This window comes from Streptomyces sp. NPDC102360, assembly GCF_044766085.1.
In the GTDB taxonomy this organism is placed as follows: domain Bacteria; phylum Actinomycetota; class Actinomycetes; order Streptomycetales; family Streptomycetaceae; genus Streptomyces.
Genome location: NZ_JBIWLG010000001.1, coordinates 837,962 through 854,108, shown reverse-complemented (window position 1 = coordinate 854,108; position 16,147 = coordinate 837,962). Strand labels below are relative to the sequence as shown.

Annotated in this window: 12 protein-coding genes; 1 reads left to right on the top strand and 11 read right to left on the bottom strand. The window is 68.3% G+C overall.

Features of this window, described 5'->3' with window-relative positions; translation table 11 throughout:
• Nucleotides 1–381 precede the first annotated feature (381 nt).
• Nucleotides 382–3,609, top strand: coding sequence for a fused isobutyryl-CoA mutase/GTPase IcmF (gene icmF, locus ACIRHA_RS03920; protein ID WP_403839517.1), 3,228 nt, complete (start codon nt 382–384; stop codon nt 3,607–3,609).
• A 249-nt stretch (nt 3,610–3,858) separates the two neighbouring features.
• Here icmF and ACIRHA_RS03915 read toward each other — a convergent pair whose 3' ends face one another.
• The 11 genes from ACIRHA_RS03915 to ACIRHA_RS03865 all read right to left on the bottom strand — a co-directional run bounded on the left by ACIRHA_RS03915 (nt 3,859) and on the right by ACIRHA_RS03865 (nt 15,998).
• A complete protein-coding gene (locus ACIRHA_RS03915; RefSeq protein ID WP_403839515.1) occupies nt 3,859–4,053 on the bottom strand; it encodes a ferredoxin in 195 nt (64 codons plus the stop codon).
• Between the two features lie 113 nt (nt 4,054–4,166).
• Nucleotides 4,167–5,360, bottom strand: coding sequence for a cytochrome P450 (locus ACIRHA_RS03910; RefSeq protein WP_403839513.1), 1,194 nt, complete (start codon nt 5,358–5,360; stop codon nt 4,167–4,169).
• 107 nt (nt 5,361–5,467) lie between these two features.
• Nucleotides 5,468–6,301, bottom strand: a complete 834-nt coding sequence (locus ACIRHA_RS03905) for a PaaI family thioesterase (RefSeq protein ID WP_403839511.1) — start codon at nt 6,299–6,301, stop codon at nt 5,468–5,470.
• 112 nt (nt 6,302–6,413) lie between these two features.
• Nucleotides 6,414–7,358: a hydroxymethylglutaryl-CoA lyase gene (locus ACIRHA_RS03900; RefSeq protein ID WP_403839509.1), complete on the bottom strand. Its 945-nt coding sequence runs from the start codon at nt 7,356–7,358 to the stop codon at nt 6,414–6,416.
• Complete coding sequence (locus ACIRHA_RS03895) at nt 7,355–8,590, bottom strand: acetyl-CoA hydrolase/transferase family protein (protein WP_403839507.1); 1,236 nt, start codon at nt 8,588–8,590, stop codon at nt 7,355–7,357. The genes ACIRHA_RS03900 and ACIRHA_RS03895 overlap by 4 nt, the downstream gene beginning before the upstream one ends.
• The gene (locus ACIRHA_RS03890) at nt 8,590–9,774 is read right to left on the bottom strand and encodes a thiolase family protein (RefSeq protein WP_403839505.1); all 1,185 of its coding nucleotides are present in this window, start codon (nt 9,772–9,774) and stop codon (nt 8,590–8,592) included. The genes ACIRHA_RS03895 and ACIRHA_RS03890 overlap by 1 nt, the downstream gene beginning before the upstream one ends.
• Nucleotides 9,774–10,523, bottom strand: a complete 750-nt coding sequence (locus tag ACIRHA_RS03885) for an SDR family NAD(P)-dependent oxidoreductase (protein WP_403839503.1) — start codon at nt 10,521–10,523, stop codon at nt 9,774–9,776. Before ACIRHA_RS03885 ends, ACIRHA_RS03890 begins: the two co-directional genes overlap by 1 nt.
• Complete coding sequence (locus ACIRHA_RS03880) at nt 10,523–11,689, bottom strand: acyl-CoA dehydrogenase family protein (protein WP_403839501.1); 1,167 nt, start codon at nt 11,687–11,689, stop codon at nt 10,523–10,525. Before ACIRHA_RS03880 ends, ACIRHA_RS03885 begins: the two co-directional genes overlap by 1 nt.
• A 58-nt stretch (nt 11,690–11,747) precedes the next feature.
• The gene (locus tag ACIRHA_RS03875; protein ID WP_403839499.1) at nt 11,748–12,815 is read right to left on the bottom strand and encodes an acyl-CoA dehydrogenase family protein; all 1,068 of its coding nucleotides are present in this window, start codon (nt 12,813–12,815) and stop codon (nt 11,748–11,750) included.
• A 71-nt stretch (nt 12,816–12,886) separates the two neighbouring features.
• Nucleotides 12,887–14,821 carry an AMP-binding protein gene (locus tag ACIRHA_RS03870; RefSeq protein ID WP_403839497.1) on the bottom strand — a complete coding sequence of 645 codons (1,935 nt, stop codon included), beginning with the start codon at nt 14,819–14,821 and terminating at the stop codon, nt 12,887–12,889.
• 1 nt (nt 14,822) lies between these two features.
• A complete protein-coding gene (locus ACIRHA_RS03865; RefSeq protein WP_403839495.1) occupies nt 14,823–15,998 on the bottom strand; it encodes an acyl-CoA dehydrogenase family protein in 1,176 nt (391 codons plus the stop codon).
• Between the last annotated feature and the right edge of the window lie 149 nt (nt 15,999–16,147).

Sequence of the window (16,147 nt, the reverse complement as noted above, 5' to 3'; positions counted from 1 at the left end):
ATCCTTCGGAAGCAGCGCGGGCAGACGCTTGCGCGCCGATGCACGTCGTGACGATGCCGATGTTCGAGGTCCCGGCGCACCGAGAGTCGTCGGCCACCTGCCCAGATGGTCGCGCCGGCCGGATGGCCGAGCGCGATCGCGGCGCCGCTTCTCCGAGGCCCTCCAAGTCCCGGTCCCCGGCTGGCTCATGGCGGCCCGGCATCTCTGGCGGAACCCATGATCGCGAAGTGAGCACCCGCAGGCTCCGCCGCTCCCCCTTGCACCACTCCTCGCACCACTTGACCTGTCTGCATGTCACCAGGGCGCCCCGACATCAGGTACTAGGACGCCCTAGTACCTCGTCAACCGGCGTTGTCCCGTCGCGAACCGAGAAGGCCCTTCATGAGTGAGCTGCACCGTCCCGTGCATCCTGTCCGTCTGGTAACCGCTTCCGCCCTGTTCGACGGACATGATGCGTCGATCAACATCATGCGGCGCATCTTCCAGTCCCAGGGTGCCGAGGTGATCCATCTCGGGCACAACCGCTCGGTGCGGGAGGTCGTAGACGCCGCGCTCGAGGAAGACGTGCACGGCGTGGCGGTCTCGTCCTACCAGGGCGGGCACGTCGAGTACTTCGAGTACCTGGTCCAGTCGCTGCGCGAACGCGGAGCCGATCACATCCACGTGGTCGGTGGTGGCGGGGGCGTGATCGTGCCCGAGGAGATCGACCGGCTTCGCAGAAGCGGCGTGACGATCTTCTCCCCCGAGGACGGCCAGCGTCTGGGCCTGGCCGGAATGGTCAACTCGGTCGTGAACGACTGCGACTTCGACCTCTGGGACAGCAAGCCGGCCGACGCCTCCGCCGTACGTGCCGGGGAGCGGTTCGCGCTCGCGCGTGCCATCACCGGCGCCGAACTCGGCAAGCTCCCCGCGGACCTGCTGGACGAGCTGCGCGGCGCCGCGGCGACCCGCAGCACGCCGGTTCTGGGAATCACCGGCACCGGCGGCTCCGGCAAGTCCTCGCTCACCGACGAGTTGGTGCGCCGGTTCCGTATCGACCAGCAGGACAAGGTACGCATCGCCGTCATCGCGGTCGACCCCACCCGCCGCCGGGGCGGTGGCGCGCTGCTGGGCGACCGGATCCGGATGAACTCCCTCGACGGGGACCGGGTGTTCTTCCGCAGCCTGGCCACCCGGGGCAGTCACGAACTGCCCGAGCACCTGCCCGACGTGATCGATGTGGTCAAGGCCGCCGGATTCGACCTGATCATCGTGGAAACTCCGGGCATAGGCCAGGGCGACGCGGCCATCGTTCCCTTTGTCGACACCTCGTTGTACGTGATGACGCCGGAGTTCGGGGCTGCCTCGCAGCTGGAGAAGATCGACATGCTCGATTTCGCGGACACCGTGGCGATCAACAAGTTCGAGCGACGGGGCGCCAAGGACGCGCTGCGCGACGTGGGCCGCCAGATGGTCCGCAACCGCGAGGCGTTCCAGAGCAGCCCCGAGGACATGCCGGTGTTCGGCACCTCGGCGGCGACCTTCAACGACGACGGTGTCACCGCGCTCTACCAACACCTGGCGGCCACCCTGGCCGAGAAGGGACTGCGACTGTCAGAGGGTGTGTTGCACCACGTCGACGTACGCCACTCCTCCGGTATCCGGCAGGTAGTACCCGCGGAGCGGGTGCGCTACCTCGCCGAGATCACCGAAACGGTCCGCAAGTACCACCTCGGGACAGAGCGGCTCGCCGATGCGGCCCGCCGGGTCCAGCGCCTGGTCCTCGTCGAGCGCGAACTCACCGAGGCCGGCACCGACTCAGGGAGCGTCGAGGCACTGCTGAAGGATGCGCGCAAGCGGCTTCCGCACCTCGTCACGGAGCAGATCGAGAACTGGCCCGCCGTCGTGGAGTCCTACTCCGGTGACGAACAGGTGGTGAAGGTGCGCGACCGTGAGCTGCGCACCAAACTGACCCGCGAGTCGCTGTCGGGCAACAAGGTGCCCCGCGTGGCACTCCCCACCTTCACCGACCACGGGGAGCTGGTGCGTTTCTGGCGCCGCGAAAACCTGCCCGGCTACTTCCCGTTCACGGCGGGAGTGTTCCCGTTCAAGCGGGACGGCGAGGACCCTGCGCGGATGTTCGCCGGTGAGGGCGATCCTTTCCGTACCAACCGGCGCTTCAAGTTGCTGTCGGAGGGGCAGCCGGCCACCCGGCTCTCCACCGCGTTCGACTCGGTCACGCTCTACGGCCGGGACCCCGACGAACGCCCTGACGTCTACGGCAAGGTGGGCACCTCCGGTGTCTCGGTCGCCACACTCGACGACATGAAGGCGCTCTACGACGGTTTCGACCTGGTCGCGCCGACCACCTCGGTGTCCATGACCATCAACGGCCCGGCACCCACGGTGCTGGCGTTCTTCCTCAACACCGTCATCGACCAACAGACCGACAGGTTCCGCGAGGCCGAGGGCCACGATCCCTCGCCCGCGGAGGCTGTCGAGCTGCGCGCCCAGGCGCTGGTGAACGTGCGCGGCACCGTACAGGCGGACATCCTGAAGGAGGACCAGGGCCAGAACACATGCCTGTTCTCCACCGAGTTCTCCCTGCGGATGATGGCCGACATCCAGGAGTGGTTCATCGCCAACAAGGTGCGCAACTTCTACTCGGTGTCCATCTCGGGGTACCACATCGCCGAGGCCGGTGCGAACCCGATCAGCCAGCTCGCCTTCACCCTCGCCAACGGATTCACCTACGTCGAGGCCTACCTGGCACGCGGGATGAACATCGACGACTTCGCACCCAACCTGTCGTTCTTCTTCTCCAACGGCATGGACCCGGAGTACTCGGTGCTGGGCCGGGTCGCCCGCAGGATCTGGGCCATCGCGATGAAGGAGAAGTACGGCGCGGGCGAGCGCTCACAGAAGCTGAAGTACCACGTCCAGACCTCCGGCCGGTCCCTGCACGCCCAGGAGATGGACTTCAATGACATCCGCACAACTCTGCAGGCCCTCATCGCCATCTACGACAACGCCAACTCCCTGCACACCAACGCCTACGACGAGGCCGTCACCACACCGTCCGAGGAGTCGGTACGACGGGCCCTCGCCATCCAGCTCATCATCAACCGTGAGTGGGGCCTGGCGATGAACGAGAACCCGCTCCAGGGTTCGTACGTCATCGACCACCTCACAGACCTGGTCGAGGAGGCCGTGCTGGCCGAGTTCGACCGGATCAACGAGCGTGGCGGTGTGCTGGGCGCGATGGAGACCGGCTACCAGCGTGGCCTCATCCAGGACGAGTCGATGTTGTACGAGCAGCGCAAGCACGACGGCACTCTCCCGATCATCGGCGTGAACACCTTCCGCAGGACCGGTGGTGACGTCGAGCCCCAGAGTCTCGAACTGGCCCGTGCCACCGAGACGGAGAAGGAGTCGCAGTTGTTCCGCGTCCGGAGCTTCCGCACCGCGCACGGCGATCCGTCCGAGCAGGCGATAGCCCGTCTCAAGGAGGCCGCCGTCAACGGCGACAACGTCTTCGAAGTCCTCATGAGCGCCGCCCGGGTCTGCTCGCTCCAGCAGGTGTCCGAGGCGTTCTTCGAGGTGGGCGGGCAGTACCGCAGGAACGTGTGACGTACCGGAAGGGCCTGTGAGAGCCCGGACCGGGTGACACACCTGGCCCTGTCCCCACCGCGGAGGAAAGCGGCGGGGACAGGGCCAGGTGTGTCACCGAAGCCCGTCTTGCTCCGGGCTGCTGGCGGGGTCACGTGCCGGTGCTCGTGGTCGACGCAGGCTACGGCCGCCGCGTCTCCTTCCGCGCGGCTCGGCGTAGCCCGAGCACCCGACCGGTTACCAGGTGCAGGGTCATGCACGCGGTAAGCCCTACTCCAACAACCGAATCGCGGCCGCGGGACACACGGTCGCTGATTCCCGCACCGCTTCGTGCTGTTCAGCCGGGGGGTTCTCCTCAAGGAGGATGACCATGCCGTCCTCGTCCTGCTGATCGAAGACATCGGGGGCGAGTAGCGTGCACTGGCCCGAGGCCACGCACTTGGGAATGTCAACTTCTACACGCATGAGGATTCTTTCCGAATCGTTTCGCGGGCGGGGTCACGACAGCGGAGCGTGTGTCTCCGCGCGCACGGCAGTCCTCGTCTCGGCCCCCTCGACGGCTCTCGCTCGGGCGTTGCCTACCACGTGACCGGCAGCTCGCGGAGTCCGTAGACCTGGCCTTCGTACCGGAACGGCAGCTCGTCCAACGGCACGGCGAGCCTGAGGTCCGGGATGCGCGCGAACAGGCTGGTGAGTACGACACGCAGTTCGATACGTGCAAGGGTCTGGCCGAGGCACTGGTGCGGGCCGTAGCCGAACGTGAGGTGGTGCCGCGCCTCGCGCTCCGGGTCGAACTTCTCGGGGTTCTCGAACGCCGCCGGATCGTGATTGCCCGTATTGGACAGGGCGACCACGGCTTCGCCGGCTCGCACGCACACGCCGTCGATCTCGACGTCCTCCTTGGCCAGCCGGACGTTTCCGGCCTCCGCGACCGCGAAGTAACGGAGCACCTCCTCGACCGCTCCCGGGATCTTGCTCGGGTCCTTCTTGACCGCAGCCAGCTGCTCCGGGTGCTCGAGCAGCATGACGGTGGCGAGGCCGATCGTGTTCGCGGTGGTCTCATGGCCCGCGACCAGCAGCATCAGGGCCATGCTGACCATGGCGGCGTGATCGTAGGTGCCCAGCTCACGCTGCTTGGCGATCTGCCGCCCGAGCAGGTCGTCCGCGGGTTCGGCTTCCTTGCGGGCGACCAGGTCGTCCAGATAGCCGCGCAGGCCGGCGCCGGCCTGCTGCCGCTCTTCGACCGGGATCGCCGGAGCGAGAATCTTGTTGGAGAACTTCTGGAAGAGGTCGTGGTCACTGTAAGGAACGCCGAGCATCTCGCAGATGACCAGCGACGGCACCGGCAGCGCGAGGGCCTGGACCAGATCGACCGGGCGGGGACCGGCGAGCATCGCGTCGATGTGCTCGTCCACGAACAGCTGGATCTGCGGCTCCAGGGCTGACATCCGCTTGACGGTGAACTCACCGGCCAGAAGCCGCCGGGCGGCGGTGTGCTCGGGCGGGTCCATCGCGACCAGCATCTTGGCACCACCGGTCATCTGCTTGGTGGTGATCGTCCGTCCGGGGAACCGGGGATCGAGGCGATCAGAGCTGAACCGTGCATCACCCAGCGCCTTGCGGATCGTCTCGTGCCGCGTCAGAGCCCAGACCTGGTCTCCGGTGGGCAGGGTGACCTGTGCGATCGGCGCCTCTCCCTGCAACCGCACCTGCTCATCGATGGGGGCGAACGGGCAGGTGCGCTGCGTCGGCAGGGCCGGCGGATTACTCATGGTCTTCTCCCATTTTCGATACGTACATCGAATTATTCGCAGCGTAGCCCCCGTGCCAGACGCTGACAACAATCAGCACCGGCTCGGCAGGAGGAAGGCTGCGGTGGTCACTTCGGTGTGGCCGTCGTGACGGTGGCGATCGTGCATGGCTTGCCGGCTTCGTTCACGGCCGTCACTCGCACTACGGCGAAACTGCGCCCGGAGTGCACCATCGACGCGTCGAACCGTGCCCTGGTTCCCAGGGGCACGGGGCGCACGTAGGCGATGTGGACGGATGCTGTGTCGGACGGCTTGCCGACGGTCTCCAGCGCGGCGTGCGCGGCGATGTCCGAGGCACACAGCCCGATGCCCCCGTGCAAGTTGTTCAGCGGGTTGACCAGCTCCTCCGTGACGTCGAGGTACAACTCCGCACCATCGGGGGCGGCCTTGACCCTCGCGCCGATCAGTTCCAGAAGGTTCTCCGCGTTCGGCCGTGCGTCCGGGGCCACCGCGCCGGTGCCCGACGCTGCCCCAGCGGGCGCTTCCCCCACCCAGCGGCCGTGCTGACTGCACACGGCAACGAGCCTGCCGGTGTCGTCGACCACGGAGCCGGTGGCGAACGCTCCCAGTGCGTCGGACCGCAGCACACGCCCGTCGGCGGAGAGCAGGGATCCGTCGGACGGAACCGGCCCGCAGACGTCGATGGATATCTCCGAGCTCACGGACACGTGGCCGGCGGGGCTGCGGAGCATGAGGGCCTGCCCCAGAACATGGTCGACGAACACCCCGAGCCCACCGCAAGCCGCTCGGCCCGCCGGGCCGTTCAGCCAGGGACCCGTGCGCATGGAGTTGGAGACCACGCCGGTCCCGGACGGCGCCGACTCGGCCTTGGGAAGGGAACCGGTTCCGCGGGCCAGCAAGGCCACTGTCTTGTATCGCCGGGTGTGCTCAATGGTCGTCACTGCTCTGAGCCGTCCGTATCTCGTAGGAGCCGACGTCCGCCCGCTGCGTCGGTGGGTCCGTCCGGGCACTGAGGGGAGCCTCCTTCGGGCACAGGTCCCCGGAGGAGGTCGCTCAGCTTGCGGCCGGAGCCCACAGGACGGGCCCGGCGACGATCGAGTGGCTTGTGAGCTTGCGGCCGAGCACGGCCTGCGCCTCACGGGCGGCCTCGATGACCTTCTCCAGATCGAGGCCGGTCTCGACGCCCATCTCGTGGAACATGCTCACCAGGTCCTCCGTCGCGATGTTGCCGGTGGAGCCTGCCGGCACCGGGCAGCCACCCAGCTCGCCGAAGCTCGACTCGAAACTCCGGCAGCCGGCCTCGAAGGCCGCGTAGGCGTTGGCAAGGCCTTGTCCGCGGGTGTTGTGGAAGTGGGCCGTCAGCTCGACCTGCGGGAGACGCTCCAAGGCGGCCGTGAAGAACCGCGACACATACGCCGGGTTCGCCATACCGGTGGTGTCTCCGAACCCGATCTCGGTGGCGCCCGCGGCTGCGAACTGCTCCGCGAGGTCGAGCACGCGCTCCACGGGGACCTTGCCCTCGTAGGGGCACCCGAACGAAGTGGCCACCACCGCGCAGAACTTCAGGCCCTCGGCGACGATCCGCTTGCCCATCACCTTGACGTCGGCCATGGTCTCTTCGACGGTCCGGTTGATGTTCTTCTTGTTGTGGGTCTGGGACGCGCTGACGAAGAGGGTGGCGGCCTCGAAGAGGTGGCGCACTTTCAGGGCATTGTCGAGACCCTTGGTGTTGGGGATCAGCACCATCCGTTCGAGGCCTTCGGGCAGGTCTACGCCCGCGAGCACCTCTCCCCCGTCGCTGAGCTGCGGAATGACATCGGGCCTGACGAAGCTGGCCACCTCGATCCGCGTGAAGCCGGCTCGCCCCAGTGCGTTGATCAGCTGAATCTTGTCGGGAGTCGGGATCGTCTCGGGCTCGTTCTGGAATCCGTCGCGGGGGCCGACCTCGCGGATGCGTACGCGGCGGGCCTCGCCCTGGGTGCGGTTGTCCTGTGTCATGTCGCGACCTTCTGTTGCTTGAGGCTGTTCGCCAGCCCTTCTCTGTGCTGGGGCGCGGCCACCTCGATCAAGCGGCGGGCCCGTTCGGCCACGGAACAGCCGGTGAGCATCGCGACGCCGTGCTCGGTGACGACCGCGTCGACATCGACGCGCCCGGTCGTGACGACGCCTTCCAGCGCCGGCTTGATCGTCGACTCCCCACCGGACTCCGAGCGCAACGCGATGATCGACCGGGCTCCGGTCAGGGAGGCCGCCCGGCTGAAGTCGACCTGTCCGCCCACCGCGCCGATGTGCACCCCCCTGCGGAGTTCCGCACCGACCTGGCCGAGCAGGTCGACCTCGATGGCGGAGTTGACGGACACCAGCGACCGCAGCCGGGACAGCACCGCCGGATCGTGTGTGTAGCCGGCCGAGCGGAACTCGACGGGGAACTCGTGCAGCCGGTCGTACATCGAGGCGCTGCCCAACGCCGCGCCCGTGACGACCAGGCCCGGGTCGATCTCTTTGCGGGCGCCGGTCACCACCCCCTTTTCGATGAGGGCCAGCACACCGTCGCCGATCATCCCGGTGTGGAAGCCGAGGTCGGCGTGGCCTGAGAGTGCGTCGAGCACCGCGTTGGGCAGGGAGCCGACACCCGTCTGCAGAGTGTCGCCGTCCTCCACCAGGCTCGCGACGTGCCGGGCCACGGCACGCTCCACCTCGTCCGGAGGGTGGGAGGGCGCCTCGCGCAGCGGCCGGTCGGTTTCCACTGTCGCGGCGAAGGCACTCAGCGGCAGCCGGTGGGTGCCGGTGGTCCGGGGCATCCGTTGGTTGATCTCGGCGATGAGCGTCCGTGCGTACGGCAGGGCATCGGCGACGTATTCGACTCCTATGCCCAGCGAGACCATGCCTTCCGCGTCCGGTGGGGAGACCTGGAGCAGGCCTACGTCACAGGGGATCCGGCCGCGGGCGAACATGCGCGGCAGCGCCGAGTAGTGGCAGGGCACCACTTCGAGCTGTCCGTGTTTGCTGAGCCCGCGCAGGCGGCCGAGACCGCCGTAGGACAGCACGGTGAGGTTCGGCGGCAGGTTGCCGGAGAGACGCTCGTTCCAGGTGAGGCCGGAGAAGGCGCGTACGGGGCCGATGGCGTCAGCCTGGTCGAGCAGGGCGTTGACCAGCGGTTCCGGTTCTGCGCTGCCCTGTCCCCACCAGACGCCGTCACCGGCTCGAATGTGCCGAGTCAGGTCCAGCATCAGACGCGCTGCACCAGGGTCGCGGTCCCGAGGCCTCCGCCGCAGCACATGGTGACCAGGCCGATCTCGACGTCCCGGCGTTCCATCTCCGCGAGGAGCGTGCCGAACAGCCGCGAACCGCTGGCTCCGACCGGGTGGCCCAGGGCGATGGCTCCGCCGTTGACGTTGACCTTGTCCATGTCCGGGCTCAGTTCCTTCTCCCAGGCCAGGACGACAGAGCTGAACGCTTCGTTGATCTCGATCAGGTCGATGTCACCGATCGACATGCCGTTGCGCTCAAGAAGCTTCCGGGTGGCCGGGATCGGGCCGGTCAGCATGATGACCGGGTCGACGCCGACGGTGGTCTGGTCCAGGATCCGGGCGCGAGGGCGCAGGCCGTGGCGGTCGGCTCCCTCGGGGGAGGCCAGCAGGACGCCGGCGGCGCCGTCGGAGATCGGGGAGGAGCTGCCGGCGGTGATCCGGCCGCTCTCCCGGAAGACGGTCTTGAGCTTCGCCAGCCCCTCCATCGAGGTGTCCGGGCGGATGGGCTGGTCGCTCGCCCGCTTTCCGCCGGCCAGCTCCATCGGGATCATCTCCCGGTCGAAACGCCCGGCGGCGACCGCTTCGGCGGCCAGGCGGTGCGAGCGGACCGCGAACCGGTCCAGTTCCTCGCGGGAGAGCTTCCACCGGTCGGCGATCAGCTCGGCGCTCTCCCCTTGCGACACGAAGTCGTAGCGGGCCCGGAGTTCGTCCGTGATGGGGTCCCCGTAGAGCTCGGAGATCTTGGCCGGGGAATTCATCGGCACATGCTGCATGTGCTCGACACCGCCGGCGATCGCCACGTCATGGGTACCGGACGACACCAGAGCGGCTGCCATCTCGACCGCGGTCTGGGCGGATCCGCAGCGGCGGTCCAGCACCGTCGCAGGCACCTCGTGCGGGTAGCCGGCCTGGAGCCAGGCGTTGCGGGCGATGTTGCGGGACTGTTCGCCGAACGGTGCGGTACAGCCGACGACCAGGTCCTCGACGGCCTCGGGTGCCAGACCGGTGCTCTCCAGCAGAGCGGTGTAGACGGAGCCGAGCATCTCGTTGGGGTGCGTGTCCCGGAACCAGCCGCGCTCGGGGTGCGACTTGCCCATCGGAGTGCGCAGTGCCTCGACGATCAGCGCATCGCGGCCGTTACGGGTGAAAGGATTAGTGGGCATCAGATAACCATCCCGCCGTCGACCGGCAGTACTTGGCCGGTGATGTATGCCGCCGCATCGGACGCGAAGAACACGAACGTGCCGGCGATTTCGTCTGGTTCGGCCCAGCGGCCCAGGGGGACGCGGGCCAGGGTCATGGCCGCGAGCTTCTCGTTCTCGCGGATGTTCTCGGTCATCGAGGTGGCCGCCAGCGGGGCCACGGCGTTGACCTTGATCTGCTTCCTTGCCAGTTCCTTGGCCAGGGACTTCGTGATTCCCACGATGCCCGCCTTGGCCGCGCTGTAGTTCACCTGGCCGATCGTGCCGACCAGGCCGGCGGCCGAAGTGACGTTGATGATGCGGCCGGTACCGTCGGTGGCGAGGAAGGGCAGCGCCGCTTGGCTGACTGTGTACGTGCCACCGACGTGGACGCCGAGGACCAGGTTGAACTGGTCGGCGGTCATCTTGTGGAACATCGCGGGAGCGATGGCACCGGCGTTGTTGACCAGGATGTGCAGCACACCACCGGTCAGGCCGGCCGCCTGCTCGGCGGCCCGGTCGGCCTCCGCGGCGTCGCGGACGTCGACCCTGGCCGATTCCGCTCGGCCGCCCGCCGCCACGATCTCCTGGGCGACCGCTTCCGCGGCGTCCTTGTCGAGGTCGGAGACGACGACGGCCGCTCCCGCCTTGGCGAAGGCCTTGGCGATGGCGGCGCCGATGCCGTTGCCCGCGCCGGTGACCAGGGCGCTGCGCCCTTGCAGTGAGAACATCAGTAGCTCCTGGGGAGGCCGAGGACGTGCTCGCCGAGGAAGTTGAGGACCATCTCCTGGCTGAGCGGGGCGATCTTGGTCAGGCGGGCCTCACGGAAGTACCGCGAGACGTTGTACTCCTCGGAGTAGCCCATGCCGCCGTGGGTCTGCAGTGCGCGGTCGGCGGCCTGGAAACCGGCGTCCGCGCAGAGGTACTTGGCCATGTTCGCTTCCCGCGCGCACGGCTTGCCGTGGTCGTACAGCCAGGTCGCCTTGCGCAGCACGAGTTCCGCGGCGTCGAGCCGGGCGAGGGAGTCGGCGAGCGGGAACTGAAGTCCCTGGTTCATGCCGATGGGCCGGCCGAAGACCTCGCGCTCGTTTCCGTACTGGACGGCCTTGCGCAGGGCGACGCGCCCGATTCCGAGGGCCTCGGCGGCCACCAGCATCCGCTCCGGGTTGAGGCCGTCGAGGATGTACTTGAAGCCCTTGCCCTCTTCGCCCACGCGGTGTTCGGCGGGGATGCGCAGGTCGTCGATGAACAGTTCGTTGGAGGTGACCGCGTTGCGGCCCATCTTGCGGATCGGGCGGATGTCGACGTGGGCGCGGTCGAGGTCGGTGAAGAAGAGGGTCAGACCGTCGGTCTTCTTCGCCGAGTCCTCGAACTTCGCGGTCCGGGTCAGCAGCAGGATCTTCTCCGACTCCACCGCCTTGGAGATCCATACCTTGCGGCCGTTGACCACGTAGTCGGAGCCGTCGCGCTTGGCGAAGGTGGTGATGCGCGTGGTGTCGAGGCCCGCGCCCGGCTCGGTGACACCGAAGCACACGTGCAGGTCGCCGTTGACGATCCGGGGCAGGTTCTCCTTCTTCATTTCCTCCGAGCCGTGCACGATCACCGGGTGCATGCCGAAGATCGACAGATGCATCGAGGAGGCGCCGTTCATACCTGCGCCGGAGGCGGCGACCTCTTCGAGCAGCAGCGACGCTTCGGTGATGCCGAAGCCGTGGCCGCCGTACTGCTCAGGAGTGGTGATGCCCAGCCAGCCGCCCTCGGCGAAGGCTTGGTAGAACTCCGTCGGGAATTCGTGTGCGGCGTCCTTCTCCATCCAGTACTGGTCATCGAACCTCGCCGCCAGTCCACGGACCGCCTCGCGGATGGTGTTCTGGTCTTCTGTGAGCTCGAAATCCATGGCGCTCACGTCCTTTCCGGACTTTGGTTTGCTGAGGACTGTGGGAAACGACCGGTACTCAGACGAGGGCCAGGCCGTCCGCGATGCGCTCGTTCCAGACCGCCACGGTGCCGAAGAGGTTCTCGTCGAGCTTGGCCCGCTTGTAGAAGAGGTGCAGGTCGTGCTCCCACGTGTATCCGATCGCCCCGTGCAGGGTGAGGGCGCTGTCGGCTGCGTAGGCACCATCGGCGGTGACCTGTGCCTTGACGGCTGCGGCGTGCAGGGCCGCCTGCGGGTCGCCGCCGTCCACCGACGCGGCGGCGAAGTAGACCGCTGAGCGGGCCGCTTCGACACCGACCAGAATGGTCGCGGCGGCGTGCTTGACCGCCTGGAACGAACCGATGGGGACGCCGAATTGGTGGCGCTGCTTGCTGTACTCCACGGCAAGGCCGAGCATCCGCTCGGTGGCGCCCAGCGAGTCGGCGGCGAGCAGCACGGCCGCCTGGTGCGAGGCCTTGCTCAGTACGGCAGCCGCGTCGACGTCCAGCCGCACCGACGCCGCCTGCTCGACGACCACGTCGGCGACCGACCGGGAGCGGTCCAGCAGCGGACGCGGGTGGATGCCGACGCCCTGGGCGTCCGCTTCCACCAGGCGCAGTTCCCGGTGTCCATCTCGGGTGACGGGGACGACGAACCGGGTGGCTGTATCACCGGCCAGGACCCGGGACACCGTGCCGCTGATTGTCCCGTCAGCGGCCACGGTGAGCGGGGCGGCGGTGTCCGGCACCTTTTCGGCCGGGACCAGCAGGGCCACCGTCTCCCCGGCCAGTGCCGCCTCGGCCAGGCCGGGACGGCCCGCCAGGGCGGGCAGGGCGAGGACAGTGGCCAGCCATGCGCTCGACGGGACCGCGGCGCGGGCGAGTTCCTCCGCCGTCAACGCGAGCTCGACCAGACCGCCCCCCTGGCCACCGAGATCCTCCGGGAGCCCGACCCCGGCCCACCCATCGGCGACGAAGCGCGAGGTGAAGGCCGAGTCGTCGGCGGCCTCCAGCCACCGCCGCACCTTCTCGGAAGGCGCCACGTCGGCCAGCCAGTCGCGGACCGTCTGCTGGTACGCGTCCTGCTCCTCCGACAGCTTCCACTGCATGACTTGTCTCCTCACGGCCCCGGCGAACCGGCCGGGGCGCCAGCATGTGCACGATCAGATGTGAACCGGGTTCACCGAAGGTCCTTGACCACCAGCCGGATGGCGTCGACCGCCTCCGGGCTCTCCGCACCGGACAGGTCTCCCGGGTCGGTGCCGAGCACGGCGGCCTTGATCGCGCGCCGGAGGATTTTCGCCGAACGGGTCTTCGGAAGCTGGTCGACCCGCACGACCTGGGCAGGTGCGAACGGCTTGCCCACCTCGTCGGCGACGCGCCGTCGCAGCCGTGGTGAGACCGTGGCGTCGTCCTCGGTGTCGGCCCGCGGGACGTAGAAGGCCCATACGGCCTCGCCCTTCTTGGGGTCCGGGACACCCACGACGGCGCACTCGGCGACGGCCGGGTCGGCGGCGAGCACCGACTCGATCTCGGCCGGTGCGACGCGCTTGCCGGCCACGTTCATGACGTCGTCCGAGCGGCCCAGGATGAACCAGTCGCCGCTCGCGTCGACCAGGGCGTGATCGCCGTGGCGCCACAGGCCGGGGAAGGTGGACCAGTACGCCTCCAGGTACCGCTCGTCGTCGTTCCAGACGCCGCGGGTCATCGCCGGCCACGGCTGACGGCACACCAGCTCACCGACGCTGCCGCGCAGGGACCGGGCGCTGTCGTCCACGACGTCGACGTCCATGCCGAGCGCGGGGCCACCGAGCGAGCAACTGACGATGTCCTCCACCGGGTACGGGCTCAGGAAGGAGCCGCCGACCTCGGTACCACCGGAGAAGTTGATGACAGGGACGCGACTGTCGAACACATCACGGGCGAGCCACTCGTACGACTCCGGGTCCCACGGTTCACCGGTCGACCCGAGCACACGCAGCGAGGACAGGTCGGCCGTCGGCATGTCATCGGATACCGCGCGCAGCGTGCGGATCAGAGTCGGGGACACACCCAGCATCGACACCTGGTGCCGTTCGACGAGCCCCCAGAGCCGGCTGGTGTCGGGGACGTCGGGCGAGCCCTCGTACAGGGCGAGGGTGCCGCCGTTGGCGTGGGTACCGAACACCGACAGCGGGCCCATGATCCAGCCCATGTCGGTGATCCAGCAGAAGGTGCGGCCGGGCGTGATGTCGAATCCGTAGGCCACTTCGGCGGCGGTCTTGAGCAGGAACCCGGCGTGGGTGTGCACCGCTCCCTTGGGCTTGCCGGTGGTGCCGGAGGTGTAGGCGAGCAGCAGTACGTCGGAGGCCGAGACGTCCGCCACCTCCGGGTCCGGCTCACTGCCGAGCAGGTCCTGCCAGGAGACCTCGCGGCCGCCGGTCAAGGACAGTGGCTCGGACAGGTTGTCGACGACCGCGACGACTTCCACGCTCGGACAGGTCTCCAGCGCCTCCCGCAACTGCGGGAGCATCCTCGCGGTCTTGTGGCGACGGACGGTGCCGTCTGCGGTGATGACCGCCTTGGCATCCGCGTCCTGGATGCGCGAGGCGATCGCGGTGGGCGCGAACCCTGAGAACAGTGGCACCACCATCGCACCGATGCTGGCGACGGCGTACGTCGCCACCACGGCCTCGGGCGTCATCGGCATGTAGATGGCGACCGCGTCGCCCTTGCCGATGCCCCGGGCACGCAGCCCCGCCCGGACCCTGGCCACCTGGTCCTCAAGCTCGGCGAAGGTCAACCGGTGCACCTCGCCGTCTTCGGCCTCGTGCACGACGGCGAGGGTGTCAGGGGTGGTACGAGCCCAGCGGGTCAGGGCCGCGTCGACGATGTTGATCCGGCCGCCGGTGAACCAGTCCGGGTACTCGATGCCCCGGCCGAGGTCGACCACGTCCGCGTAGGGCGTGGTGAACTCGATGCCGAGGTCCTTGACCACCGTGTCCCAGAAGGCGCCGATGTCGGCCACCGACCGGGCGCGCAGTTCGTCCGCGGTGGACACGTCCAGGGTCCGCATGAGGCGGGCCACGTTGGAGTTCTCCAGGTAGTCCCGCGACGGGTGCCAGGTGTAGGCCACGTCAGCTCCTCGGCATGCCGAGGATCCGCTCGGCGACGATGTTGCGCTGGATGAAGGTCGAGCCACCGGCGATCGCGGTGCCCCGGGACTGGTTGGCGAGCCGCAGCCATCGCTGCTCCTCGACGTACTCGTCGTCCAGGGCGAACTGGCCGCCCAGGGGTTCGAGAGAGAGACGGAAGTCCGCCAAGTCCTCGACGAGGGGGCAGAAGTAGAGTTTGCCGATCGAGGTGACCGGGCCGGGCGGTCCGTCGGACACGGTGCCGGAGATCACCCGCTGGCTGATCGTGCAGTGCACCAGCGCACGGGCCCACAGGTCGGCGACTTTCTGCCGTACGTGAGGATCGGCGCCCAGGGGCTCACCGTCGGCCGTCTTCTTGGCACGGACATCGGTGATGATGTCCTCGATCGCCTTGGTGGTGTTGACGCGGCCGGTGGCGATGGCGACCCGTTCGAAGGCGAGTGTCGCCATGGCGACCTTCCAGCCGCCGTCGACCTCGCCCACCACGTTCTCGTCGGGTATGAAGACGTCGTCGAGGAAGACCTCGTTGAACTCTTCCTCCCCCAGCATGTGCGCGAGCGGCCGGACGGTGACGCCCTCGCTGTCCATGGGCAGCAGGAAGTACGTGATTCCCTTGTGGCGCTCACCTCCGCCGGTGCGCGCCAACAGGATCGCGTGGGCGGCCAGTTGGGCTCGACTGGTCCAGATCTTCTGGCCCTGGATCCGCCAGCCGCCGTCCACCTTGGTCGCCTTGGTACGCAGCGATGCCAGGTCGGAGCCGGAGTCCGGCTCCGAGAACAGCTGGCACCAGATGTCCTGACCGTTCAGGATCGGCCGCAGGTAGCGCGTCTTCTGCGCGTCGGTGCCGAATGCCGCGACGGTCGGGCCGGCGAAGTCCTCACCGATGATGTTGAGCCGCTCGGGCGCACCGGCGTAGTCGCACTCCTCGGTGAAGATCGCGCGCATCCGCTCGTCCAGCCCTTGGCCGCCGTACTCCTTCGGCCAGGTGAGGCCCGCATGGCCGGCGTCGAAGAGCATGCGCTGCCACTGCCGCCAGAAGGGCGCCTTGTCCACCATGTCGCTGGGCTCGGGCCAGGGAAGCTCAGGGAGGCTTCTCTGGAGCCAGTCCCGGACACCTTGCCGGAACGCGGCCTCATCCGGAGCATCGGACAGGTCCATAGTCACCACCTAATAAGTCAACTCCGCGAACAGTACTATAGGTCAGACCAAAAAAACTATCGCACTGTCGGCTGTCGCTCTCGCCTCCGTCGCAGGCCCGAATCTCGCGGAACACCGCGCGGTGCGGGACGGCGGGCGCTCATGACATG

What these genes read in the sequence shown, in the direction of transcription:
- icmF (WP_403839517.1), top strand. Translation starts at nt 382, where the DNA reads ATGAGTGAGCTGCACCGTCCCGTGCATCCTGTCCGTCTGGTAACCGCT.
- ACIRHA_RS03910 (WP_403839513.1), bottom strand. Translation starts at nt 5,360, where the DNA reads ATGAGTAATCCGCCGGCCCTGCCGACGCAGCGCACCTGCCCGTTCGCC.
- ACIRHA_RS03915 (WP_403839515.1), bottom strand. Translation starts at nt 4,053, where the DNA reads ATGCGTGTAGAAGTTGACATTCCCAAGTGCGTGGCCTCGGGCCAGTGC.
- ACIRHA_RS03895 (WP_403839507.1), bottom strand. Translation starts at nt 8,590, where the DNA reads ATGCTGGACCTGACTCGGCACATTCGAGCCGGTGACGGCGTCTGGTGG.
- ACIRHA_RS03885 (WP_403839503.1), bottom strand. Translation starts at nt 10,523, where the DNA reads ATGTTCTCACTGCAAGGGCGCAGCGCCCTGGTCACCGGCGCGGGCAAC.
- ACIRHA_RS03900 (WP_403839509.1), bottom strand. Translation starts at nt 7,358, where the DNA reads ATGACACAGGACAACCGCACCCAGGGCGAGGCCCGCCGCGTACGCATC.
- ACIRHA_RS03880 (WP_403839501.1), bottom strand. Translation starts at nt 11,689, where the DNA reads ATGGATTTCGAGCTCACAGAAGACCAGAACACCATCCGCGAGGCGGTC.
- ACIRHA_RS03875 (WP_403839499.1), bottom strand. Translation starts at nt 12,815, where the DNA reads ATGCAGTGGAAGCTGTCGGAGGAGCAGGACGCGTACCAGCAGACGGTC.
- ACIRHA_RS03890 (WP_403839505.1), bottom strand. Translation starts at nt 9,774, where the DNA reads ATGCCCACTAATCCTTTCACCCGTAACGGCCGCGATGCGCTGATCGTC.
- ACIRHA_RS03865 (WP_403839495.1), bottom strand. Translation starts at nt 15,998, where the DNA reads ATGGACCTGTCCGATGCTCCGGATGAGGCCGCGTTCCGGCAAGGTGTC.